Annotated in this window: 23 protein-coding genes; 3 read left to right on the top strand and 20 right to left on the bottom strand. The window is 66.4% G+C overall.

From position 1 onward, the window contains the following. Positions 1-58: 58 nt before the first annotated feature. The 3 genes from ABIR17_RS10600 to groES form a co-directional block, all read right to left on the bottom strand. The gene (locus ABIR17_RS10600; protein ID WP_348004362.1) at positions 59-1336 is read right to left on the bottom strand and encodes an ABC transporter substrate-binding protein; all 1278 of its coding nucleotides are present in this window, start codon (positions 1334-1336) and stop codon (positions 59-61) included. A 45-nt stretch (positions 1337-1381) separates the two neighbouring features. Continuing rightward, on the bottom strand, positions 1382-2308 hold the full coding sequence (rarD, locus tag ABIR17_RS10595; RefSeq protein WP_348004361.1) for an EamA family transporter RarD: 927 nt from the start codon (positions 2306-2308) through the stop codon (positions 1382-1384). Between the two features lie 79 nt (positions 2309-2387). Beyond that, a complete protein-coding gene (gene groES, locus ABIR17_RS10590; RefSeq protein WP_348004360.1) occupies positions 2388-2681 on the bottom strand; it encodes a co-chaperone GroES in 294 nt (97 codons plus the stop codon). Positions 2682-2903: 222 nt separating this feature from the next. On the opposite strand from groES, the gene ABIR17_RS10585 reads away from it, so the two are divergent. After that, on the top strand, positions 2904-4079 hold the full coding sequence (locus ABIR17_RS10585; protein WP_348004359.1) for an SAM-dependent methyltransferase: 1176 nt from the start codon (positions 2904-2906) through the stop codon (positions 4077-4079). A gap of 37 nt (positions 4080-4116) precedes the next feature. On the opposite strand, the gene tsaD is transcribed toward ABIR17_RS10585, so the two are convergent. Genes tsaD through glmS form a run of 7 tightly spaced genes read right to left on the bottom strand, consistent with a single transcriptional unit; the run spans position 4117 to position 10051 of the window. After that, the gene (tsaD, locus tag ABIR17_RS10580) at positions 4117-5172 is read right to left on the bottom strand and encodes a tRNA (adenosine(37)-N6)-threonylcarbamoyltransferase complex transferase subunit TsaD (RefSeq protein ID WP_348004358.1); all 1056 of its coding nucleotides are present in this window, start codon (positions 5170-5172) and stop codon (positions 4117-4119) included. After that, positions 5172-5633: a ribosomal protein S18-alanine N-acetyltransferase gene (rimI, locus tag ABIR17_RS10575; RefSeq protein WP_348004525.1), complete on the bottom strand. Its 462-nt coding sequence runs from the start codon at positions 5631-5633 to the stop codon at positions 5172-5174. Before rimI ends, tsaD begins: the two co-directional genes overlap by 1 nt. Positions 5634-5638: 5 nt before the next feature. Continuing rightward, a complete protein-coding gene (tsaB, locus tag ABIR17_RS10570) occupies positions 5639-6226 on the bottom strand; it encodes a tRNA (adenosine(37)-N6)-threonylcarbamoyltransferase complex dimerization subunit type 1 TsaB (protein WP_348004357.1) in 588 nt (195 codons plus the stop codon). A gap of 9 nt (positions 6227-6235) precedes the next feature. Continuing rightward, positions 6236-6703: a tRNA (adenosine(37)-N6)-threonylcarbamoyltransferase complex ATPase subunit type 1 TsaE gene (gene tsaE, locus ABIR17_RS10565; RefSeq protein ID WP_348004356.1), complete on the bottom strand. Its 468-nt coding sequence runs from the start codon at positions 6701-6703 to the stop codon at positions 6236-6238. Then, entirely contained in the window at positions 6700-7824 is a 1125-nt protein-coding gene (gene alr, locus ABIR17_RS10560) for an alanine racemase (RefSeq protein ID WP_348004355.1), read from the bottom strand. Before alr ends, tsaE begins: the two co-directional genes overlap by 4 nt. After that, a complete protein-coding gene (locus tag ABIR17_RS10555) occupies positions 7821-8204 on the bottom strand; it encodes a holo-ACP synthase (protein ID WP_348004354.1) in 384 nt (127 codons plus the stop codon). Before ABIR17_RS10555 ends, alr begins: the two co-directional genes overlap by 4 nt. Beyond that, a complete protein-coding gene (glmS, locus tag ABIR17_RS10550; protein ID WP_348004353.1) occupies positions 8201-10051 on the bottom strand; it encodes a glutamine--fructose-6-phosphate transaminase (isomerizing) in 1851 nt (616 codons plus the stop codon). Before glmS ends, ABIR17_RS10555 begins: the two co-directional genes overlap by 4 nt. Before the next feature lie 30 nt (positions 10052-10081). On the opposite strand from glmS, the gene coaA reads away from it, so the two are divergent. Continuing rightward, positions 10082-11026 carry a type I pantothenate kinase gene (gene coaA, locus ABIR17_RS10545; protein ID WP_348004352.1) on the top strand — a complete coding sequence of 315 codons (945 nt, stop codon included), beginning with the start codon at positions 10082-10084 and terminating at the stop codon, positions 11024-11026. Here the strand turns inward: coaA and ABIR17_RS10540 are convergent. The 7 genes from ABIR17_RS10540 to truA all read right to left on the bottom strand — a co-directional run bounded on the left by ABIR17_RS10540 (position 11023) and on the right by truA (position 16362). Beyond that, positions 11023-11460, bottom strand: a complete 438-nt coding sequence (locus ABIR17_RS10540) for a nitroreductase family deazaflavin-dependent oxidoreductase (protein WP_348004351.1) — start codon at positions 11458-11460, stop codon at positions 11023-11025. The genes coaA and ABIR17_RS10540 overlap by 4 nt on opposite strands. Next, positions 11460-12395, bottom strand: coding sequence for a hypothetical protein (locus tag ABIR17_RS10535; RefSeq protein ID WP_348004350.1), 936 nt, complete (start codon positions 12393-12395; stop codon positions 11460-11462). Before ABIR17_RS10535 ends, ABIR17_RS10540 begins: the two co-directional genes overlap by 1 nt. A gap of 31 nt (positions 12396-12426) precedes the next feature. After that, positions 12427-12954, bottom strand: a complete 528-nt coding sequence (locus ABIR17_RS10530; protein ID WP_348004349.1) for a hypothetical protein — start codon at positions 12952-12954, stop codon at positions 12427-12429. 10 nt (positions 12955-12964) lie between these two features. Further along, positions 12965-14329: a phosphoglucosamine mutase gene (gene glmM, locus ABIR17_RS10525; protein ID WP_348004348.1), complete on the bottom strand. Its 1365-nt coding sequence runs from the start codon at positions 14327-14329 to the stop codon at positions 12965-12967. Between the two features lie 18 nt (positions 14330-14347). After that, the gene (rpsI, locus tag ABIR17_RS10520; protein ID WP_348004347.1) at positions 14348-14839 is read right to left on the bottom strand and encodes a 30S ribosomal protein S9; all 492 of its coding nucleotides are present in this window, start codon (positions 14837-14839) and stop codon (positions 14348-14350) included. Positions 14840-14868: 29 nt separating this feature from the next. Next, positions 14869-15315 (bottom strand): 50S ribosomal protein L13, encoded by a 447-nt coding sequence (gene rplM, locus ABIR17_RS10515; protein ID WP_348004346.1) that lies wholly within the window; start codon positions 15313-15315, stop codon positions 14869-14871. Between the two features lie 159 nt (positions 15316-15474). Beyond that, a complete protein-coding gene (gene truA, locus ABIR17_RS10510) occupies positions 15475-16362 on the bottom strand; it encodes a tRNA pseudouridine(38-40) synthase TruA (RefSeq protein ID WP_348004345.1) in 888 nt (295 codons plus the stop codon). Between the two features lie 88 nt (positions 16363-16450). Between truA and ABIR17_RS10505 the strand changes: the two genes are divergently transcribed. Continuing rightward, positions 16451-18301, top strand: coding sequence for an acyltransferase family protein (locus tag ABIR17_RS10505; protein ID WP_348004344.1), 1851 nt, complete (start codon positions 16451-16453; stop codon positions 18299-18301). A 2-nt stretch (positions 18302-18303) separates the two neighbouring features. Here ABIR17_RS10505 and ABIR17_RS10500 read toward each other — a convergent pair whose 3' ends face one another. Genes ABIR17_RS10500 through ABIR17_RS10490 form a run of 3 tightly spaced genes read right to left on the bottom strand, consistent with a single transcriptional unit; the run spans position 18304 to position 20977 of the window. Continuing rightward, positions 18304-19320, bottom strand: a complete 1017-nt coding sequence (locus ABIR17_RS10500; protein WP_348004343.1) for a GNAT family N-acetyltransferase — start codon at positions 19318-19320, stop codon at positions 18304-18306. A gap of 7 nt (positions 19321-19327) precedes the next feature. Then, positions 19328-19936: a 50S ribosomal protein L17 gene (gene rplQ, locus ABIR17_RS10495; protein WP_348004342.1), complete on the bottom strand. Its 609-nt coding sequence runs from the start codon at positions 19934-19936 to the stop codon at positions 19328-19330. Between the two features lie 45 nt (positions 19937-19981). Then, on the bottom strand, positions 19982-20977 hold the full coding sequence (locus ABIR17_RS10490; RefSeq protein WP_348004341.1) for a DNA-directed RNA polymerase subunit alpha: 996 nt from the start codon (positions 20975-20977) through the stop codon (positions 19982-19984). Positions 20978-21009 lie beyond the last annotated feature (32 nt).

Below are 21009 nucleotides of genomic sequence, written 5' to 3'. Positions count from 1 at the left end.
TACGCGATCAGAAGTTTTTGCCGTTCCGTCGACACCGGAACCTAATCGTTACGCGGCTCTAGCCGACGCGAGTCGAGACCAGGGAGTACTTGTTTTCGCCGTTGTAGACGACGATTCCGTACGTTCCGCGGACGACATCGCCATTCTCGTCGAGGTTGACGGACCCACTCACGCCGTCATAGTCGATGTCGCTTTGGGTCGTGAGCACGTCGAGGCATTCCCCGAAACTTGTGCATTTGATGCCCCCCACAGATGCCGCTTGAAGCTCACGCGAGATCGATGCCCCGCCGTCGTCGTGAGCGAGCTCGGCGGCGAGTGCGGCCAGAATCGTCGCGTCGTAGGCCTCAGCCGCGTAGTGGAAGTCGATCACTCCCGGATCTTCCGCCTTCACTTTCGCCTGGAATCCAGCATCCGGTGACGCGCCGTCGAGGATGCCGTTGGCGGTGTTGAGCAAGCCGGCCGGCAGGGCTTGCGAATAGTCGGCCAAGTTCTGGGTGGTCAGCCAGAGTTTCGCTCCGCCAAAGTCGGCGGCCGAGAGCTGCGTGATGAGCGCCTTGGTCTGGTCGCCGTTGTCCAGGGTTGCCAGCACCACAGCATCCGGGGCCGCTGCCTTGACATCCGCGGCGATCTTCGCGGCATCCGAATCCTTCGTCACCTTGATGGCGGTCAGATCGATTCCCGCGGCATCCAGACTGGAGACCAGCGCCGCTGAGAGCGACGTGCCGAGAGCGTCGTCGCCGTAGACGAGGGCGACCGATTTCACGTTCTTCTGCGCGAACACGTCGGCCAGCACGATCGCCTGGTGTGGATACGAGGCGATGGTGCGCGAGAAGATTCCCGCGGTATCGAGCACGGTGAGTTGTGGGAACGTTGCGGCCGGCGAGATGAGCGGGATTCCGGCATCCGCCGCCGGCTTCAGGAGTCGCTGAGCCAGCACCGAGGATGACGGTCCGATGATGACATCCACTTTCGCCGCGACCAGGGCGGCAAACGACTCCTCGGCCAGCTGCGAGGTGGCGTCGCCCGAATCGCGATTGACGACGACGACCGGCTGCCCGTTCACACCCCCCGCGGCGTTGATCTCGCGCACCGCGGCGTTGACGCCAGCGACCTGCGCGGGGCCGATGAAGGTGACCCCGCCGCTCGATGGGAAGAGAGTGCCGATCGTCAGAACACCGTCGCCCGTAGGAGTCGGTGTCGGCGAGGGCGTCGGTGTTGGGGTGGGAGTGGCACTACACCCGGCGACAGCGGCCAGCATGACGGCGAGTCCGGCTGCCGCGACCCCCCGAAGGAGCTGACGGCGAACGAGATGATTGCGAACGAGCTGGCGTGGCATCCCCGGGCTCCCTTCCGACGGCTCCGTCAGAACCCTAACGGCGAGTCAGACGCGCTCGAGGGAGGCGCGTCGCGCTGAACGCGAGGTCAGGATGAGGTCGGACATCAGCACGACAAGGGCCAGCCAGACCAGCCCGAAGCCGACCCAGCGCTCGGGCGGCATCACCTCGTGCAGAATGAGCCACCCAAAGAAGAACTGCAGGATCGGCGCCAGGAACTGGGTCATCCCGAGAGCGACCAACGGGATGCGGCGTGCCCCCGACGCGAACAACAGCAGCGGCACGGTCGTGACCACGCCTGCACACAGCATCGCGATCGTGTGCCCCGCGCCGTTGTTGCCGAAAGCAATCCCGCCACCGATCGCGCCGACCAGGATGAGTTGGACGACCGCGACCGGCACCAGCCACGCGGTCTCGATGGTCAAGCCGCTGACGGCGTCGACTGATTTACCGACCACGCGTTTGATCAGTCCGTACGAACCGAAGCTGAAGGCGAGCCCGAGCGCGATCCACGGGAAGCTGCCGTACCCGATCGCGATCACCAGAATCGCCGCGAAGGCGATCCCGAGGGCGACCCACTGCGCGGGCCGCACCTTCTCGCGCAACACCAGCACGCCCAGCAGAACCGTCACGATCGGGTTGATGAAATAGCCGAGTGAGGCCTCGATGACGTGTCCGGCGAGGGCAGCCAGTACGAAGATCTGCCAGTTGAGATAGATCGCGACCGCTGCGCCCGCTATCAGCAGCAGGGTTCGCCGATCGCGGATGATCGCCCCGACGCGCTGCCAACCGCGGCTGATGCTCAGCAGGATGACACAGAACGCGAGCGACATGAGGATGCGGAACGCGACAACCTCGAACGCCCCCGACGGCCGCAGCAGCAGGAAATATGCCGGAAGGAAGCCCCAGAGCAGGTAGGCGAGGATCGCGTAGAGGTAACCCGCGCGGCTTTGCGGCGGCGGAGCGGGGGGCACCGCTTCAACCTAGCCGCACGCGAAAGGCCCCGCCGGAGCGGGGCCTTTCGGGAGTAAACCTGGTCAGCAGAAGCTGGGGTCAGCCGATGACCGCAAGAACGTCGCGAGCCGAGAGCACCAGCAGGTCGTCGCCGCCGAACTTCACCTCGGTGCCGCCGTACTTGGAGTAGATGACCTTGTCGCCGACCTTGATGTCGAGCGGAACGCGGTTGCCGTTGTCGTCGATGCGACCCGGTCCGACTGCCACGACCTCGCCCTCTTGGGGCTTCTCCTTCGCGGTGTCGGGAATCACGAGACCCGACGCGGTGACCTGCTCGGCGTCGACCTGCTTGATGACGATGCGATCCTCGAGCGGCTTGATGGAGACCGACACGTGTGACCTCTTTCTAAAGGCTCTGTTCTGAAGTTCAGTTGGCACAGTCCGACTGAGAGTGCCAGAGACCACCTTAGCGTCTCGTTAGCAGTCGATCAATGCGAGTGCCAGTCTCGAGTGCGCGGTGCCCAACGTGCGTGGTTCAGGAAGCTTGGCATCCATTGATCGTTCGACGACCGGTGCGCGGTCGCCATCCTGATCCGCGCACGTCAGAATGGCGGGATGGAGGTCGCAGACCTACGCCGGATCCTCACGCCCGAGGGCCTGCGACTGCTGGATGACGTCGGCGACATCGCCGCGACGGCGGATGTGCTGCGAGTCGTCTCGAAATTGCGCGCGGCCGGGCACGACGGCGGCCTCGTCGCGGCGGTGCTTGAGCAGTCCCGGCTACGCGCGAAAGCTCGCCCCAAGTTCGGCGACTTTGCCGACCGGATGCTGTTCACCCCCGACGGTCTCGAGCAGGCGACACGATTGCGGGTTGCCGCGCTGCACGCGGGGCGATTCGCTGGGGCCGGTATCGACGTGGTCGCCGACCTCGGCTGCGGGATCGGTGCGGACTCACTCGCGATGGCCGCCCTCGACCTCGGAGTTGTCGCCGTCGAACGCGACGAACTGACGGCAGCGGTTGCCTCATTCAACCTCGCCCCCTTCCCCACGGCGCGGGTGGAACTGGGTTCCGCCGAGGATGCCGACCTCGCGGGCGTTGGCGGCGTGTGGCTTGACCCTGCGCGACGCAACGGGTCGGGGCGTCTCACCGACCCCGGCGACTGGTCACCCTCGCTCGACTGGGCTTTCGACCTCGCCTCGCGACTCCCGACCGGGATCAAACTGGGCCCGGGCCTGCCGCGCGACCTCATCCCGGACGGCGTCGAAGCACAGTGGGTTTCGGTTGATCGGGATGTCGTCGAGCTGGTGCTCTGGTCGGGGCCTCTCGCGCGCTCAGGCGTTGGCCGCGCGGCGCTCGTTCTGGGCGCGGCTGGCCCGGCCGAGCTCACCGCCGCAGCGGATTCCCCGGATGCCGAACCCGGCGATCTTGCCGAGTATCTGCTCGAACCTGACGGCACCGTCATCCGCGCACGGTTGATCGGAGACCTCGCTCGAAGCGTCGACGGTCGGATGCTCGACCCGACGATCGCCTGGATCACGTTGCACACCCCGGTCGCGTCGCCCTTCGGCCAGTCGTTTCGGGTGCTCGAGCGCTACCCCCTTGATCTGAAAACGCTCAAGCGCGAGTTGCGCGCCCAGGGCATCGGAACTCTGGAAATCAAGAAGCGGGGAGTCGACATCGATCCCGCGCAATTCCGCACCCGGCTCGCCCTCGACGGCGACCGTTCGGCAACGTTGGTGCTGACCCGCATCGCGGGCTCGCGCGCCGCGATCCTGGTCGAACGCGTCTAGCGCAGCAAACTCCCCGAACGTCGACCAGTCGTTGGCGCTACGTCTGCACGATCGTTACGGGCAGAGTCGAGTCCGCGCCAAAGTCGAGGAGTGACGGCGCGTGCCCTTCGGCGACGAGCCTCGCCCCGAGCGCCGCGATCATCGCGCCGTTGTCGGTGCACAGCGTCAGCGGTGGAATACGCAGCGCGATTCCAGCTTCGGCCGCACGTTCGGTGGCCAATTCGCGCACCCGGCTATTTGCGACCACCCCGCCGCCGAGCAGCAGGCGTGGAACGCCCAAATCCCGGCACGCCGCGATCGCCTTCGCGGTGAGAACGTCGGCGACCGATTCGCGAAATGACGCCGCGATATCCGGGATGTTGACCTCGCCGCCCGCTTGCTCCACGTAGCGGGCGACGGCGGTCTTGAGGCCCGAGAACGAGAAGTCGTAGCGGTGCCTGTCGAGATCCTTCGGATGCGTGAGCCCCCTCGGGAAGCGGATCGCGTTCGGGTCGCCCTTCGCGGCCTCCGCGTCGATGCGGGGGCCTCCCGGATAGGGCAGACCGAGCAGACGAGCCACCTTGTCGAACGCCTCACCGGCGGCGTCGTCGAGAGTCTCACCGAGCAGCTCGACGTCGCGCGTCAGGTCGCGAACCAGAAGCAGCGAGGTGTGTCCGCCCGAGACCAGCAGCGCGATGGTGGGCGTTTCGAGGTCGCCTCCGTCAGCGCGCAACAGGTCGGCGCCGACGTGCCCGACCAGGTGGTTGACCCCGTAGAGCGGAAGGCCGCGCGAAATGGCGAGCGCTTTCGCGGCTCCCACTCCGACCATGAGCGCGCCGGCCAGCCCCGGTCCCGCGGTGACGGCAATGGCGTCGAGATCATTGAGGCCGACTCCGGCTTCGGCCAGGGCGGCCTCCAGGGTCGGGCGCAGTGCTTCAAGATGCGCCCGCGCCGCGACCTCCGGGACGACGCCGCCGTAGCGGGCGTGCTCATCCATGCTCGAAGAAATGACGTTGGCCAACAGCTCGGTGCCGCGCACGATGCCGACGCCCGTCTCGTCGCACGACGTCTCGATGCCCAGGACGAGCGGGCCGCCCCCTCCGTCGAAGGTCATCAGAGGTCGCCCGCAGCGAGAAGTTCGAGTCGCATGATCACGGCGTCGATGCCGTCGGGTTGGTAATAGTTGGGCCGCACCGCGATCTCGTCGAAGCCGAGCTCGCGGTACAACGCCTGCGCGCCCGGGTTGTCGGCACGCACCTCGAGGAACACCTCGGCAGCGTCCCGGCGCCGGGCTTCGTCGAGCAGCGCGAGCATCAGCGTGCGACCCAGCCCCGCGCGGCGGGCCGTCTCGACAACGGCGATGGTCTGGATGTCGGCCTGCCCCGAACCCTGCGGAGCGAGCAGCCCCGCATACCCGTCGAGCCCGCCGGCCTCCGTCTCGGCCACGAGGTAGTAGCCGTGCGGCCCGTTGAGTTCTTCCGCCATCATGTTCGACGACCAGGCGTCCGTGGTGAAGGTCGTCGTCTCGATCGCCATGATCGCCTCGAGGTCATCCGGCGTCGCGCGCCGCAGCATCCCGGTCACTTCTTAACCACCGGCATCGTGACATCGGGGGCGCGCAGATACAGCGGTTCCGCCGGGCCCAGCGCGCCACCCGCCGCCAGCAGCAGCTCGGCGACGAGCCCGAGGGATGCCGCGCTCACCTCGGCGGGGTTCAGAATCGGCACCCCGGGGTGGAGGCTTTCGATCGCGCCGAAACCGTCACGGGCCACGAGGTGCGGGCCGTCGAGGACCAGGCCGTCCTGGTACAACGACCAGGCAACCTCTTTGCGGCGCGCATCGGTCACGACCAGCACGCGACCGTCGTGGCCGTACGCGACGGCGTCGTGCGACACGATCGGATGCACGGGAACGCCGATGCCGAACGCGAAGGCCCGCGCTGCGGCAATCCCGACGCGGAGGCCCGTGAATGGTCCCGGGCCCATGCCTGCGACCACGCCCGTGATCTGGTCGGGAGAAACGCCGGCTTCGGTTAGAGCCCGTTGCATCAGCACCCCGATCGCCTCGGCATGGTGCCGCGTGCCGGGCTCCGACGCGAAGGCGAGGGTACGGGCGCCCTCGACAACGGCGACGCTGGTTCCCGCGGAGGTGTCGATCGCGAGCAGCACGAGTCGAGCCTAGGTTGCGGGTGCGGCCAGTGCCGCGTCAAGCTCACCCCAGCGCGAACCATGGCCATCGATCGTGACCGCCCGCGAATCGTCAGCCGCCGCCCGCGAGATCGCAACGTCGATCCACGACTCGGCCACGCCATCCAGTTTGCCTGCCCCCCACTCGACCACGACGATCGCGCCGTCGTAGTCGAGGTCGAGGTCGTCGAGTTCAACCGCGCTGTTCAACCGGTAGGCGTCGACATGAACGAGCGGCACTCCCGCCTCGGTGGGATGCTCGCGCGCGAGCACAAAGGTTGGGCTGGTGACCGAGCCCCGCACTCCGAGGGCTGCGCCCACGCCACGGGTTAACGTTGTCTTGCCTGCCCCGAGGGGACCGTCGAGCACGACCAGATCGCCCGCGGCCAGCAGCGCCGCGAGCCGCGCCCCGAGAGCCTCCATCGCATCGGCATCCGGGATCGTGAGGCGGGTCGTCACGGTGCAGCCGCGCCCTGAACAGCCGTGCCCTCAAAATACGTTCGCGGCACGCGGGCACCGACTCGGGTCACGACTTCGTATCCGATAGTGTCCGCCGCGCGTGCCCAGTCGGCTGCACTCGGAGCCCCGGATGCCGGATCGCCCCAGAGCACCGCGCGGTCGCCCACCGCAACGTCGTCGTCGCCGACGTCGACGAGAAGCTGATCCATCGCGATCCGGCCGACGTTCGGGTACTGCTTTGCGCCGATCGAGACGACTCCGCGGCCCGAGGCAGAACGGGGAACACCGTCGGCGTACCCGACGGGAATGAGCGCCAGGGTGGTGTCGTGGTCGGCGCGGTGCAGGTAGCCGTACGACACCCCGGAGCCTGCTGCCACCCGACGCACGGCGGCGACGGATGCCGCGAACTCCATGACGGGTCGCAGCCCCAGGGTCGCCGGGTCGACCTCGTCGGAGTACCCGACCCCGTAAAGCCCGATCCCGATTCGCACGAGGTCAAACCGCAACTCGGGACGCACGAGGGCCGCCTGGGTCGACGCGAGGTGACGCAGTTCGGGATCGAGCCCGGCATCCCGCGCCGCGTCGAGCAGTTCGGTGAACCGTGCCGCCTGAAGATCGTCATCAGCAGCCGAGGTGTTGGAGAGGTGCGAGAAGATCCCGCGAACGTGCAGCTGCCCGCGGCGTTCGTACTCTGCTGCTCGGGCGAAGGCGGCCTCCGCTTCGCCCGGCGCAAAGCCGTTACGGCTCAGACCGGTGTCGAGTTTCAGCTGCACCGTGGCTCCGGCGCTCGCGGCACGTTCGAGCTGGTCGATCGTGCTGACCCCGAGGTCGATGCCGTGCTGAGCCGCAAACTCGGCGTCGAGGTGCGGTCCGTGCAACCAGGCGAGGATCGGGGTCGCGATTCCGGCTTCACGCAACTCGCGCGCTTCGCCGAGGTCGGCGACACCGAGCCATCCTGCCCCGGCTTCTTCGAGTGCTCGCGCGACACCGACGGCGCCGTGCCCGTAGGCGTCGGCCTTGACGACGCCGAGCACCTGAGCGGGCGAAACGGCCACGCTCAGCACCGCGAAGTTCGACCGCACCGCGTCGAGGTCGATCTTCGCTTCGCGGATGGCGTTCACGCGTCGGGACTTTCGAGAAACTCCGCGATGATCTGGGCGATCGCGACGCCCGCATCGTGCGACATCGAGAGGTGGACGGCGCCGATTCCTCGGCGTGCGGCGATCTGGGCGGCGGCCCCGGAGAGCACGATCGACGGGTTGCCCGTTTCGTCCGCGACCACCACCATGTCGTGCCAGCGCACCCCGGTGGATTCTCCCAGCGCCTTCATAAAGGCTTCTTTCGCCGCAAACCGGCCGGCCAGGGACCTCAGCGGAAGGTCGCGTTCGCTCTCAGCGAACAACCGGTCGCGCAGAGCGGGAGTCCGTGACATCGCCCGCTCGAACCGAGCAAGGTCGACGACGTCGATCCCAATTCCCGCGATCGCCACGGTCAGCGTCACTCGACGGTGACGGATTTGGCGAGATTGCGAGGCTGGTCGACATCCAGACCCTTTGCGGTTGCCAGCTCCATCGCAAACACGTGAAGCGGCACCACCGCCAGGAGCGGCTCGAACAGCGGACCGGCGAACGGGATGCGGATGACCTCGTCAACGAACGGGATCACCTCAACGTCGCCGATTTCGGCGATCGCGATGACTCGGGCACCGCGTGCCCGAATTTCTTGGATGTTGGAGATCACCTTGGCATGCAGAGAGTTCGGGTCGCGCGGCGACGGCACGATGACAATCACCAATTGCCCCGGCTCAATCAGCGCAATCGGTCCGTGCTTGAGCTCGCCTGCGGCGAACCCTTCGGCATGGATGTAAGCCAGCTCTTTGAGCTTCAGCGCCCCTTCGAGGGCGATCGGGTATCCCGCATAACGGCCGAGGAACAGAACGGATTGCACATCGCCCATCCACTTCGCGAACTCCGCGATGCGCTCCGAACTCGACTCGACGACCTGGTCAAGTTTGTCGGGCAGGTTCTGCAGTTCGATCGCGAGCTCGGCGATCGCGTCCGGCGTCAGCTTCCCGCGCAGTGCGGCGAAGTGCAGACCGAGGAGGTAGAGCGCGGTGACCTGGGCGACGAACGCTTTCGTCGACGCGACCGCAACCTCGGGTCCGGCGTGCGTGTAGAGCACGGCATCCGATTCGCGCGGGATGGTGGCGCCCTGGGTATTGCAGATCGAAAGCGTGCGCGCGCCGTGTTTCTTGGCGTACTGCACGGCCATCAGGGTGTCCATCGTCTCGCCCGACTGGCTCACCGAGACGACGAGAGTGTGCTCATCGATCACCGGATCGCGGTACCGAAACTCGTGTGAGAGTTCGACCTCGACCGGAATGCGCGCCCAGGCCTCGATGGCGTACTTGCCGACCATGCTCGCGTAGGACGCGGTACCGCAGCCGATCAGAATGATGCGGGTGATGCCCGCGAAAAGCTCGTCAATGACCGCCAGCTCGGGCAGTCTGATGGTGCCCTCGACAACACGGCCCAACAGGGTCTTGGCGACGGCCTCGGGCTCTTCGCTGATCTCCTTCTTCATGAAGGTCGGCCAGCCACCCTTCTCGGCGGCAGAAGCATCCCAGGCCACCTCGAACTCGCGAGTCGCCACCGGGTTGCCCGCGAAGTCAGTCACGACGACCGAATCGGGTCTGATGGTGACGATCTGGTCCTGACCGATCTCCATCGCGCGGCGGGTGTATTCCACGAACGCTGCGACATCGGATCCGAGGAAGTTCTCACCATCGCCCAGGCCGATCACGAGGGGCGAGTTGCGGCGAGCCCCGACCACGACTCCGGGTTCGTCTTCATGCACGACCAGAAGCGTGAACGCGCCCTCGAGCTGGGCCACGGTGCGACGCAAGGCCGTCGTCAGGTCACCGGTCTCGTTGTACAGCGATCCGACCAGCAACGCGGCGACCTCGGTGTCGGTCTCGCTGGTGAACTCGGCGCCCTGAGCGAGCAGGCCGCGTTTGAGTTCGGCGAAGTTCTCGATGATCCCGTTGTGGATGAGAGCTAGCTTGCCGCCATCCCCCAGATGCGGATGCGCATTCCCATCCGTCGGACCGCCGTGAGTGGCCCACCGGGTATGACCGATGCCGGTGTGGCCGTCGGGGATCGGGGTGTCGGCGAGCTCGTCGGTGAGCATCCCGAGTTTGCCCGCCTTCTTGCGGGTTCCCAGGTGCCCGGCGTCGTCGAGCACCGCGACTCCGGCCGAATCGTAGCCTCGATACTCGAGTCGCTTGAGACCGCTCATCAGCACCTGGAGGCTGCTTCCAGGGCCGACGTACCCGACGATGCCACACATGACCCCGATTCTATGTTTTCCTGGTCAGCGATGTCCGACGCAGGTTCGCCCCGAAGCAGCTCCACCCCTTTCCTCGAGATTGATCGCGCGGAATGGGCGGCGCTCGCTCCGACGACCCCCCATCAGCTGAGCGAAGACGAGGTCGGACGACTCCGAGGTCTCGGCGAGACTCTCGACCTTGCCGAGGTGGCGGAGGTCTACGTACCGCTGAGTCGACTGCTCAATCTCTACGTCGTGGGTGCCCGCGCGACGGGGGCCGCCGCGAATGCGTTCCTTCGCCAAGAAGTCAGCCCCACGCCGTTCATCATCGGCATCGGCGGATCAGTCGCGGTCGGCAAATCCACCACCGCCCGGTTGCTGCGGGATTTGCTCGCCCGCTGGCCGGACACCCCGAACGTTGAGTTGGTGACGACTGACGGATTCTTGTGGCCGAACGCAGAACTCGAGCGCCGCGGCCTGATGGACCGCAAAGGGTTCCCCGAGAGCTACGACCGACGCACACTGCTGCGTTTCGTGTCCGACGTGAAGAGCGGTGTCGCCGACGTGCGCGCGCCGGTGTACTCACACCTGGTCTACGACGTCGTGCCCAACGAAACGGTGACAGTGCGGCGACCCGACGTGCTCATCGTCGAGGGTCTCAACGTGCTGCAACCGCCCAGCAACGGTCGCCTCGCGGTGAGCGACCTGTTCGATTTCACCATCTATGTGGATGCGCGCACCAGCGACATCGAGACCTGGTACGTCGAGCGATTCCTCGGTCTCCAACGCGGTGCTTTCGCTGATCCGACGTCGTACTTTCACCGCTACTCGTCACTCACCGAACCGGAAGCCGAGGAGCGCGCCCGAGAGATCTGGCGCGAAATCAACGGACCCAACCTTGAGCACAACATCCTGCCGACGCGCGCGCGCGCATCACTCGTGCTGCGCAAGGGACCGAACCACTCGGTCTCGACGGTGCTGCTCCGGAAGATCTAGACGGAGCGTTCCAGCACGAACACCGGGATCTGCCGCGATGTTTTGAGCTGGTAGTTCACGTAGTCGGGCCAGGCCTCGACCGCACGATCCCACCACGGCTCCTTCTCGGCTCCCGTGACCTCGCGAGCGACATAGTCGTGCTTCGCTGGGCCGTCCTGGAGCTCGACCTGCGGGTTCGCAACGAGGTTGTAGTACCACTGTGGGTTTTCCGGTGCACCGCCGCGCGATGCGACGACCGCGTACACACCGCCGTGCTCGACGCGCATGAGCGCGGTCTTGCGCAGGCTGCCCGACTTCGCGCCGACCGTCGTCAGCACAATGATCGGCTTGCCGCGCAGCTCGTCAGCCTCCCGGCCGCCCGACGCCTCGTACCGTTCGGCTTGCGTGCGAGCCCATTCGCTGGTGCTCGGTGCGTAGTCACCCTCAAGCGGCATTAGTCGAGTCCTGTCCCGGAGCGGTCGATCACATCTCCTGAGGTCGTGTAACGGTAGGTCGCGCTGAAATATGCCGAACTCAGAGAGATGTCGACTTCGACAATCCCCTCGTTCGACATCCGAACCGAGGGGTAGAACGATTCGAAGGAGTCCCAGCCGGCATCCTGCTTGGACCTCTCGACGAGCTCTCCCACGATCGAGAAATCGATCCGGGATGCATCGAACGCGCCGTCGATCGCCGCACTCTCGGGATCTCGACTTTCGATCCGGCCATACCGCCAGACATAGCGATCAGTCGTAACGGATGTCGAAGATGTCGGTGCCTCAGCGATGACGTAGCTGTCGTAGAAGGAGATATTCACGAACTTGTACGTGCCCACCGCGTGAGCTAAGTCATCCACTGCTTCCTGCTGGTGAAGTCCGGTGCGCATGTCGTTGCCGTCCCAGAATCGACCCTGCGCGATGTTGCCGGCCGTCCAGCCGATGATTCGGTACGACGGAATAAGCGTGATCGCCGCCCCGACCAGGATGACCGAGATCGCGAGCGCGCGACTCCACCACGGCACGGTGGGCCGGAGGGGTATCGCGCCTGCAGGCGCGACGGGAACGACCGTTGCCGCCGCCGGTTCCGCCACCGTGGTGGCAGTGATCGGGACCGCAGTGGGCTCGGGATTGAGCACCGCGACGCGCGCGACCGGAATCGAAGCTGCCGAGGCAACGATCCCGGGGACCCGCCGGATGCCCGTCGGCGACGTGGGCGTCCGGGACGTGCTGCTGGCAAACGTGCCCGCCAGGATGAAAAGTGGGATCGCGGTCGACCAGACAATCGTGTACAGCCAGTCGCCCGTCACGAGCTCACCGATGACCCCGCCGATACCGGCCCCGACGATCAGCTGGAAGACGACGTGCGACACCACGCGCACGATCATGACCATGTCCCGACGGCGACCAGCACGTCGACGCGATTCATTGACCGGGCCACACCGGTGCATCATTCGGCACCGCGGCATCCTGCGGCGTCGAGTTGGGTCCCTTGATCGCAACCACCTGGGGCCGATCGGTAGCCAGTCGCACAACGGTAATGATTTCGCCACGACCGACGAGCGCGCCGTCAGATTGCGCGATGCGAACGGTGTCGCTCACGGTGTAGGCGGGCAGATCTGTCGCGGCGACGACGAGAGTCACCGCATACGCCGATCCGTTGTTGAGACGCGCTCCGGTCGCGCGCGCCTGACGGACTCGCGCGAATGCGGTACGTCCCGCCGTCACAGCTGAGCCGAGCTGAGCTGCGGAGACACCGGTGCGGCCGAAGAGCGGAAGGACGAGGGTGAAGACTCCCAGCAGGATTGTCGCGATCACAGCCACCAGTGCGACGACATACAGCCCGATCCGAAGGCCCAGGTTCTCGGGATCAACGACGAACGAGGCCACCCCAAACGCGACCAAAAACGCGACGAATGAGATGAGGGTGAAGAGGCCAAGGCGCACTCGCATGGCCGTCAGTCTAAAAGGCCAGTCGGCGCTGGACGACCTCGGCGAGTTCTGCGGCGATCGACGTGGCGGCATCCCCGTCGGCCGCTTCGACCATGACCCGCACGAGCGGTTCCGTGCCCGACGGTCGCAGAAGTACCCGGCCGGTCGTTCCCAACCGCACGGTCACGGCGGCGACTGCTGCCGCGATCTCAGGATCGGAGGAGAGCCGTGTCAGGTCGACGTTCGCGACATTGACCAACACCTGCGGGTACACGGTCATCGCGGCGGCGAGCTCGGCGAGCGGCTTTCCCGTCCGGGCAACCTCGGCTGCCAGATGCAACCCGGTGAGTACCCCGTCGCCCGTGGTCGAGAAGCGGCGGAACACGATGTGCCCCGACTGTTCTCCACCGAGTGACAGGTCGAGTTCGGCGAGCGCCTCGAGCACGTACCGGTCACCCACCGCCGTCTCGAGCATCGTGATGCCGTGCTCGGCCATCGCGAGGCGCAACCCGAGGTTGCTCATCACGGTGGCAACTAGCGTGTCGGCCGCGAGAAGACCCCGCTGCCGCATGGAGATCGCGAGGATCGCCATGATGCGGTCACCGTCGATGATCTCGCCGTTCGCATCGACGGCCAGGCACCGGTCGGCGTCGCCGTCGTGGGCGATTCCGAGGTCGGCGCCGAGTTCGAGCACTTTCGCGCGGAGCGGTCCGAGGTGGGTCGATCCAACGCCGTCGTTGATATTCAGACCGTCAGGGTCGTCGCCGATCGTGGTAACGACTGCTCCGGCATCCGCAAAAACCCGGGGTGAAATGCCGGCAGCAGCACCGTTCGCGCAGTCGATGACGACGTGGAGACCGTCGAGCCGCACGTCGAGAGTGCCGAGGAGATGAACGACGTAGCGATCTTCGGCATCCGAGAACCGACGGATGCGCCCCACGTCCCCGCCGGTCGGCAGTAGCTCGGGAGCGGCAAGCGCGGCCTCAATACGGTCTTCGACTTCGTCGGGAAGTTTGGTGCCCCCGTAGGCAAAGAACTTGATCCCGTTGTCGGGTGCCGGGTTGTGCGAGGCCGAGACAACGACCCCAAAGTCAGCGCCGATATCGTCGACCAGAAACGCCGCGGCGGGGGTCGGGATGACGCCCGCGTCGAGCACGTCGATCCCCGAACTCGCGAGCCCAGCGGCGACCGCGGCAGAGATGAACTCTCCCGAGATGCGCGGGTCGCGCGCGAGCACCGCGCGCGGACGCCGCCCTTCAGCGCGCCGACGTTCGGCGTGACGTCCCTGAGTGAGGACCGTCGCTGCCGCCTGAGCGAGGCTGAGGGCGAAGTCGCCGGTGATCAACGCACCGTTCGCCAAGCCGCGAACGCCATCGGTTCCGAAGAGGCGTGACATCGCCCTACCGGGCCCGGATCAGCGCTTCGAGAACTGGGAAGCCTTGCGGGCCTTCTTGAGCCCGGCCTTCTTGCGCTCGATGACGCGAGCGTCACGAGTCAGGAAGCCGGCCTTCTTGAGGGCGGGACGGTTGTTCTCGCGGTCGATCTCGTTGAGAGTGCGAGCGATCGCGAGGCGCAGCGCACCGGCCTGACCCGAGGGGCCACCGCCGGTGATCTTCGCGATCACGTCGTAGCTGCCCGTGAGTTCGAGGAGTTTGAACGGGTCGGTGATCAGCTGCTGGTGCAGCTTGTTCGGGAAGTATTCCTCGAGCGTGCGACCGTTCACCTTGAAGGTGCCCGAACCCGGGTTCAGGCGAGCACGAGCGATCGCCTCCTTGCGGCGGCCGACGGCCGAACCGGGCACGTTGACGATGCGGGGGGTACGAGGAGCAACGACCTGCTCGGCCGGAGTCTCGGTCGAGAAGCTGGACAGCGTCTCGCTGTCGATGGTGTCTTCAATCTTGGCCATGTCCGAAATCCTTAGCTTTTTCCAGAGCCCTACTGGGCAACCTGGTTCAGGGTGTAGGCCGTCGGCTGCTGCGCAGCATGCGGGTGCTCGGCGCCCGCGTAGACCTTGAGCTTCTTGATCTGGGCACGACCCAGCGAGTTCTTCGGCAGCATCCCGCGGATGGCCTGCTCGACGGCGCGCGTCGGGTGCTTCTCAAGCATCTCGACGTAGGTCTGAGCCGACAACCCGCCCGGGTAACCGGAGTGGCGGTAGGAGAGCTTCTTCTCGAGCTTCTGACCGGTCAGGGCCACCTTCTCGGCGTTGATGACGATCACGAAGTCACCCATGTCCATGTGCGGAGCGAAGGTGGGCTTGTGCTTGCCGCGCAAGAGAACGGCGGCGTGACTGGCCAGACGACCCAGAACGACATCGGTCGCGTCAATGACGACCCAGTCGCGCTTGATGTCCGCCGGCTTAGGGCTGAACGTACGCGTCACAGTAGGAACTGCTTTCTTCGAGGAGTTCGTGAATCCCACTCCGGTGAGCGTTCTCGCTAGATGTCTCCGAAATTCAGATTTCTCTGGAATAGAGATGAGCGGGAACCCTGCGGTGGAGGGCTCGGATTGCGGCCTCCGACTGGAGGCAACTTCGTAAGACTAGTCCAGCCCATCATCCGGGTCAAACGAAGCCGGCGCTGCACGTCGCGCGCGCGTCTGAGCGGCTCGCGCAACGAGGTCCGCCGCCGGTGGGTAGCCGACTCCGACCAGGGTGAGCCCCTTGGCGGGCGCGACCGCAAAATCCGATCCGCGCGTCTGCTCGTCGCGCACCTCAGCCACCCGTGCGACGCCGAGCCGCCCGTCTCCGGCCGCGAGACAGGAGCCGACCAGGGCGCGCACCATGCTGCGGCAAAACGCGTCGGCCTGCACCCGCGCGACGAGGACACCGTCGACATCCCGTGCCCACGCGAATTCCTGAAGGGTGCGGATGGTCGTGGCGCCTTCCCGTGGACGACAGAACGCGGCGAAGTCATGCAGCCCGAGCAGCGAGGTCGCGGCCTCCGACATCGCTGCGTCGTCAAGGACCGTTGGATGCCACATCTCGTAAGCGCGACGTCGAGGGTCGTGCAGGGCGCTGGCATCCGCGATGCGGTATTCGTAGCGGCGCCAGGTGGCCGAGAACCGGGCGTCGAAGCCTTCGGACGCGAGTGTCGCACTCTGCACATGGATGTCGCCCGCGGCTCCGGCGATTCCGTTGAGACGCCGCACCAGGGTGCCCAGACCTCGCGGCGCGGACCCGCCGCGAGGTGGACGGTCGAGGTCGGCGATCTGTGTGTCGGTGAGGTCCAGATGGGCAACCTGCCCCGTCGCGTGCACGCCGACGTCGGTGCGGCCGGCGACCGTCACGACCGGCGCGTCACCCTCAGTGCGGAAGATCGTGGCGAGCGCCGCCTCGAGTTCGCCCTGCACGGTGCGCAGCTCCGGCTGTTTCGCCCAGCCGCTGAACTCGGTGCCGTCGTAGGCGAGGTCGAGCCGGATGCGAGTCACTCGAGAATTCTCCCCCACCGATCTCGGTGTTCCACGACGCCGCCTCGGTCCCGTCGCGGAGCTACGCTGGTCGGCGGAGTTCCCCCACATGACACCGCCTTCGACGACCCCGACGACAAGGCCCAACACCGCCTTCCGGGTGGCCGGCCTCGACGGCATCCGTGCCCTCGCTGTCGCGACCGTGATCGTCTTCCACCTCGTGCCGGGAACCCTCGTCGGTGGTTACCTCGGCGTCGACATCTTCTTTGTCGTGAGCGGCTACCTGATCACGACACTGCTGCTGCGTGAACGGGCGAGCGTGGGCCGGATCTCACTGAGCGGATTCTGGACCCGTCGCGCCCGTCGACTGCTCCCGGCGCTCTTCGTGCTGCTGCTGGTCTGCACCGCTGCCGCCCTCACCGCCGGCAGTGATGCCCTGGTCGGGATCGGCACCCAGGTGGCTGGCGCGGTGACATTTTCGAGCAACTGGCTGTTCATCGCCGCCGGTTCGACCTACTTCGACGCCGGTATGCCCGAGCTGTTCCGCAATCTGTGGTCGCTCGCGGTTGAGGAGCAGTTCTACCTGCTCTGGCCGCTGCTGCTCGTGCTCGTTGTGGTCCGCATCCCGCGCTGGCTGAAGCTTGCGGGAATCGGTGCGCTCGCCGTTGCGTCGGCGACAGCCATGGCCGTGCTCGTGAATCCGGCCGACTCGACGCGCGTGTACTACGGCACCGACACCCACTCTTTTGGCCTCGCGATCGGCGCCTTCCTTGCGGTGCTCGTCCTGGGTCGACCGATGGACGGCCGGGCGCTGCGCTCAAGTTTGGCGATTGCCGGTCCGCTCGCGGTGGCCGGACTCGTCGCCCTCGCCATTTTCATGCCGGGAGATTCGCCGTTGACCTACCGTGGCGGGTTGGCACTGGTCGCCGTGCTGAGCGCCGTGGCGATCGCGTCTCTCCTCGTTCCCGGGTCCCGGTTGGCGCGGGTTCTCGACCGGCCGCCGCTGCGCTGGGTCGGCCTGCGCAGCTACGGTCTCTACCTCTGGCACTGGCCCGTTTTCGTGTTGCTCAGCTATGGGCTCCCCACCTGGCCGCACGAAGGCCTCGAGGGCTGGGCGCTCGGCGGTATCGCCCTCGCGATCACGGTGGTGGCGGCGAGTCTCTCCTACCGCTTCGTCGAACAGCCGGTGCGCCGCCTCGGGTTCCGCGCGACAGCCCGCGCTGTGCTCAACGTTCGGCCGCGCAGCCTTCGGGCTCTCGGCGCGAGTCTCGCGATGGTGGTGACGATCGCGCTGGCCGGGGTCGGGGTGGCCGCGGCGCTCTCCGACCCAGGACGCGGCGAAACTGAAGCGATCATTGAGGCCGGTCAGCAAGCGATTGTGGATGCCGGTGCCACCCCGGCGCCGCAGGCGACCCCCGGAGCACAGATCGCGACCGGCGATCAGATCACGGCCATCGGCGACTCGGTCATGCTCGCCGCGGCGCCCGCCCTCCAGCAGCAGTTTCCGGGCATCGCGATCGACGCGGCGGTCTCCCGCCAGATGTACTCGGCACCCGGAATCGTGCAGAGCCAGCTCGATGACGGATCACTGCGCACGGTCGTCGTTGTGGCGCTCGGCACAAACGGCCCGATCGAGCGTTCAACTCTCGATCGGATTCGCACCATCATCGGGCCGAACCGCGAACTCATCCTCGTCAACGCTCAGGCACCCCGTGGCTGGATCCCCGGGGTGAACGCCGAACTTTCGTCGTTCGCGCTCGTCTACCGCAACGTCGAGTTGGCGAACTGGTACGACGCCGCGCAGCCGATCCTCGGCGAACTGGCACGAGACCAGATCCACTTCGGGCCGATCGGCGCTGGGGTGTTCACCGCCACGATCGAAGCGGCCGTCGAACGTCTCGCCGAGTTGCCGCCGTTGCGCGACGACTCGACCGCCCTCGCGGTGCCCACACCCGAATAGCCTCAGAATTCTTCGACGAACGCGACGCTACGGGACTCAGGGTGGAACCCCATCCCGGTGTAGAGGCTGAGCGCTCCCGACGGGTTCTCGCTGTCGACATCCAGCGCCACCTTCTCGTGACCCTCCAGCCGATAGCGGCGCAACGCCTCCGCGATGAGGGCTGGCGCGACACCCTTCTTGCGCCAGTCGCGCGTGACGCCGATCAGCGGGATGTAGCCGCCCACATACCCCTGCCGGTCGAAGTCGTCGGGCACGACCTGGGTGAGCACGAACCCCACCACTCGGTCGCCATCGAGCGCGATCACCGACAGATCGAGGCGGAAGGTCGGCTGCCCGGTGAACGACTCCCATCCCTCCGCCGACGTCGGCTGACTGCCCCAGTGGTCACGGAACGTCTCGTTGCGCGCGATCAGTAGCCGGTCGATGTCCGCGACCGTTGGCGTCACGAGCTTCAGCGCCGGGTCGAGTGACAGGTTCGGGATGTCGTCCCCGAGATCCCGAATCATCTTGGTGAAGTAGCGCACCAGCGGCATCCCGACGTGATGCGCGAGGCGCAGACCGCTCTCGTTCGCCTCTTCGACGTAGAGCATGTGCCAACCCGGTAGGTCGAGATCGGATGCCGCGAACTGTTGGCGGGCTCGCGTGCGATGCCAGGCGAGCAACTCGCGACCGATGCCACGGCCCCGATGCGACGGCCGGACTCCGCCGAAGGCAATCGAGCGCACCACCGTCTCGGGCTCGGGCGGCAAGATCTGCAGGCCATAGGCGACGACCTGGCCGTCGGATTCCGCAATCACGGTGTCCGCGTCGAGCTGCACCCAGGAATGCCGGAGCTCCTCATCGACCTCGTCGCGGGTTTCCGACCATTCCGGATGATCGGCCGCAGCAATCGCGGCATTCAGTTCGACGAGTGCATCGACGTCGTCGAAAGTGATGCGTCGCCAGGAAACACCAGAGGGGCCCGAGGGCAACTCAACCGCCGCGGGTGCGACGATCCTGCTGCTCAGCGGGCCCCTCATGGGTGGTCTACTTTTCTGCGTCCTCGGCGGGCGTCTCGACCTCGGGGGTCTCGACCTCGGGGGTCTCGACAGCCTCGTCGGTTGCTGCCGCATTGACCTGGTCGGCCTCTACCTCGTCGGCCTCGACTGCCTCGACGGCGGAGTCCTCGTCGGCCGGGGCCTCGGTGGTCTCGTCGATCTCGGGCTTGGCGACCTTGGCAGGCTTCTCGGACGCAACCTTCGCGGCCGCGGCCTTCTTCGCCGACGGCTTCTTCACGACGGGCTCGAGCACGAGCTCGATGACCGCCATCGGAGCGTTGTCACCCTTGCGGTAGCCGGTCTTCGTGATGCGGGTGTAGCCGCCCTCACGGTCCTCGACCTGCGGGGCGATCTCGGTGAAGAGCTTGTGCACGACACCCTTGTCGGAGATGACGGCGAGCACCCGGCGACGGGCGTGCAGGTCTCCGCGCTTGGCGAATGTGATCAGGCGCTCGGCGACCGGACGCAGACGCTTGGCCTTCGTCTCAGTCGTCTGGATGCTCTCGTGCGTAAACAACGCTGCGGCAAGGTTCGCGAGCAGCAGGCGCTCGTGAGCCGGGCCGCCTCCGAGGCGGGGACCCTTAGTGGGCTTAGGCATTCTGTGTCTCTCTCGTGCTCAGGAGCAGCAGCCGGGCCCGGGGGCTCAGTTGCTCTCCGCGTCGTCGTCGTAGCCGCCGTAGAAGTGCGCGCCGTCGAAGCCGGGAACGCTGTCTTTCAGCGTGAGGCCCATCTCGGTCAGCTTGTCGCGCACCTCGTCGACCGACTTCTGGCCGAAGTTGCGGATGTTCATCAGCTGGGTCTCCGACAGAGCAACAAGCTCCGCGACCGAGTTGATGCCTTCGCGCTTGAGGCAGTTGTAGCTGCGCACGCTCAGGTCGAGGTCTTCAATCGGCATGCTGAGTTCGCTGCTGAGTACGGCATCCACCGGAGCGGGTCCGATCTCGATGCCCTCAGCTGCGGAGTTCAGCTCGCGGGCGAGACCGAACAGTTCAACGAGCGTGCGACCGGCAGACGCGATGGCGTCGCGCGGCGTGATCGCCGGCTTCGTTTCGACGTCAACGACCAGGCGGTCGAAGTCGGTGCGCTCACCGGCACGAGTCGCCTCGACGCGGTAGGTGACCTTCAGCACGGGCGAGTAGATCGAGTCGATCGGAACCTGACCCGCTTCGGAGAACTCGCTGCGGTTCTGCGTCGCCGACACGTAGCCGCGGCCACGCTCGATGGTGAGTTCGAGTTCGAACTTCGCTTTGTCGTTGAGGGTCGCGATGACCAGCTCGGGGTTGTGGATTTCGACCCCGGTCGGTGCCGAGATGTCGGCAGCCGTTACCTGGCCCGCACCCTGCTTGCGCAGGTAGGCGGTGATCGGCTCGTCGTGCTCACTGGAGACGACGAGGTTCTTGATGTTCAAGACGACCTCGACGACGTCTTCCTTCACACCAGGAACTGTCGAGAACTCGTGCTGGATGCCATCGATACGGATGCTGGTGACTGCTGCGCCCGGGATGGACGACAGCAGCGTGCGGCGGAGCGAGTTACCGAGCGTGTAGCCGAAACCGGGCTCCAGGGGCTCGATGATGAACCGCGAACGGAACTCGGAGATGCTCTCCTCGGACAGGGTGGGACGCTGTGCAATGAGCACGTGTATTTCCTTTCAGCGAGGGCGTCCGCCAT

The organism is Pseudolysinimonas sp., assembly GCF_039912695.1.
Taxonomy (GTDB): Bacteria; Actinomycetota; Actinomycetes; order Actinomycetales; family Microbacteriaceae; genus Pseudolysinimonas_A.
The sequence above is the reverse complement of the archived record's forward strand: the minus strand, read 5'-3'. Positions and strand labels throughout refer to the sequence as shown.

Excerpts from the sequence above, each read along its gene's own strand:
- ABIR17_RS10600 (WP_348004362.1), bottom strand. The coding sequence starts at position 1,336 with ATGCCACGCCAGCTCGTTCGCAATCATCTCGTTCGCCGTCAGCTCCTT.
- ABIR17_RS10585 (WP_348004359.1), top strand. The coding sequence starts at position 2,904 with ATGGAGGTCGCAGACCTACGCCGGATCCTCACGCCCGAGGGCCTGCGA.
- tsaD (WP_348004358.1), bottom strand. The coding sequence starts at position 5,172 with ATGACCTTCGACGGAGGGGGCGGCCCGCTCGTCCTGGGCATCGAGACG.
- rimI (WP_348004525.1), bottom strand. The coding sequence starts at position 5,633 with ATGCTGCGGCGCGCGACGCCGGATGACCTCGAGGCGATCATGGCGATC.
- glmS (WP_348004353.1), bottom strand. The coding sequence starts at position 10,051 with ATGTGTGGCATCGTCGGGTACGTCGGCCCTGGAAGCAGCCTCCAGGTG.
- coaA (WP_348004352.1), top strand. The coding sequence starts at position 10,082 with ATGTCCGACGCAGGTTCGCCCCGAAGCAGCTCCACCCCTTTCCTCGAG.
- ABIR17_RS10540 (WP_348004351.1), bottom strand. The coding sequence starts at position 11,460 with ATGCCGCTTGAGGGTGACTACGCACCGAGCACCAGCGAATGGGCTCGC.
- ABIR17_RS10535 (WP_348004350.1), bottom strand. The coding sequence starts at position 12,395 with ATGGTCATGATCGTGCGCGTGGTGTCGCACGTCGTCTTCCAGCTGATC.
- ABIR17_RS10530 (WP_348004349.1), bottom strand. The coding sequence starts at position 12,954 with ATGCGAGTGCGCCTTGGCCTCTTCACCCTCATCTCATTCGTCGCGTTT.
- glmM (WP_348004348.1), bottom strand. The coding sequence starts at position 14,329 with ATGTCACGCCTCTTCGGAACCGATGGCGTTCGCGGCTTGGCGAACGGT.
- rpsI (WP_348004347.1), bottom strand. The coding sequence starts at position 14,839 with ATGGCCAAGATTGAAGACACCATCGACAGCGAGACGCTGTCCAGCTTC.
- ABIR17_RS10505 (WP_348004344.1), top strand. The coding sequence starts at position 16,451 with ATGACACCGCCTTCGACGACCCCGACGACAAGGCCCAACACCGCCTTC.
- ABIR17_RS10500 (WP_348004343.1), bottom strand. The coding sequence starts at position 19,320 with ATGAGGGGCCCGCTGAGCAGCAGGATCGTCGCACCCGCGGCGGTTGAG.
- rplQ (WP_348004342.1), bottom strand. The coding sequence starts at position 19,936 with ATGCCTAAGCCCACTAAGGGTCCCCGCCTCGGAGGCGGCCCGGCTCAC.